The following is a 613-nucleotide window of genomic DNA, read 5'->3' as shown; positions in this document are numbered from 1 at the left end:
GTCGGATTTAATTCATAAAGGATTATCCCATGTACAAAAATACTCTTGGGAAAAGGCAGCGAGTAAAATAAATTATCATTTGTCTTTAATATAAGTATATTACCTTTTCCCATAAGCGTAATTTTTCGCATTTTCACGGTAATTAATATACAACTTAAGAGTTTTAGAATAAGAGAGAATTCCGTGGTTGATAAAAAACTAATGGCAAGAAATACTCTTATGCTTTATGCCAGAATGTTACTCATTATGTTTGTAACATTCTATACATCAAGGATGGTGTTGGAGGCGTTAGGTGTTTATGATTTCGGTTTATATAGTGTTGTTGGCAGTATTATTATCTTGTTTTCATTTATCCAAAACGTATCTGCTTTGGCGACTCAGAGATTCTTATCGGTTGGTTTAGGGAGGAACGACCATGCCTGGACTAATAAGGTTTTTAATACAAGTTTTTTAGTGCATTTAACTATCTGCGCGTTTGTTCTATTTTTTGCAGAAACAGCCGGGTTATGGTTTATTTCACATAAAATGAATATACCAGCAGACAGAGTGTCTGATGTTTTTTGGGTATATCAAATATCAATAATTTCCCTTCTTTTCCAAATAATGCAAACGC

At 33.0% G+C, this 613-nt stretch carries 1 pseudogene; it reads left to right on the top strand.

Features of this window, described 5'->3' with window-relative positions:
• Positions 1 to 183: 183 nt before the first annotated feature.
• Positions 184 to 613, top strand: a pseudogene (locus AC1DUO_RS26025) (hypothetical protein); the annotation flags it as partial.

This window comes from Rahnella sp. P4_A8 (assembly GCF_056402435.1).
This window is presented reverse-complemented; position numbering and strand designations above follow the sequence as displayed.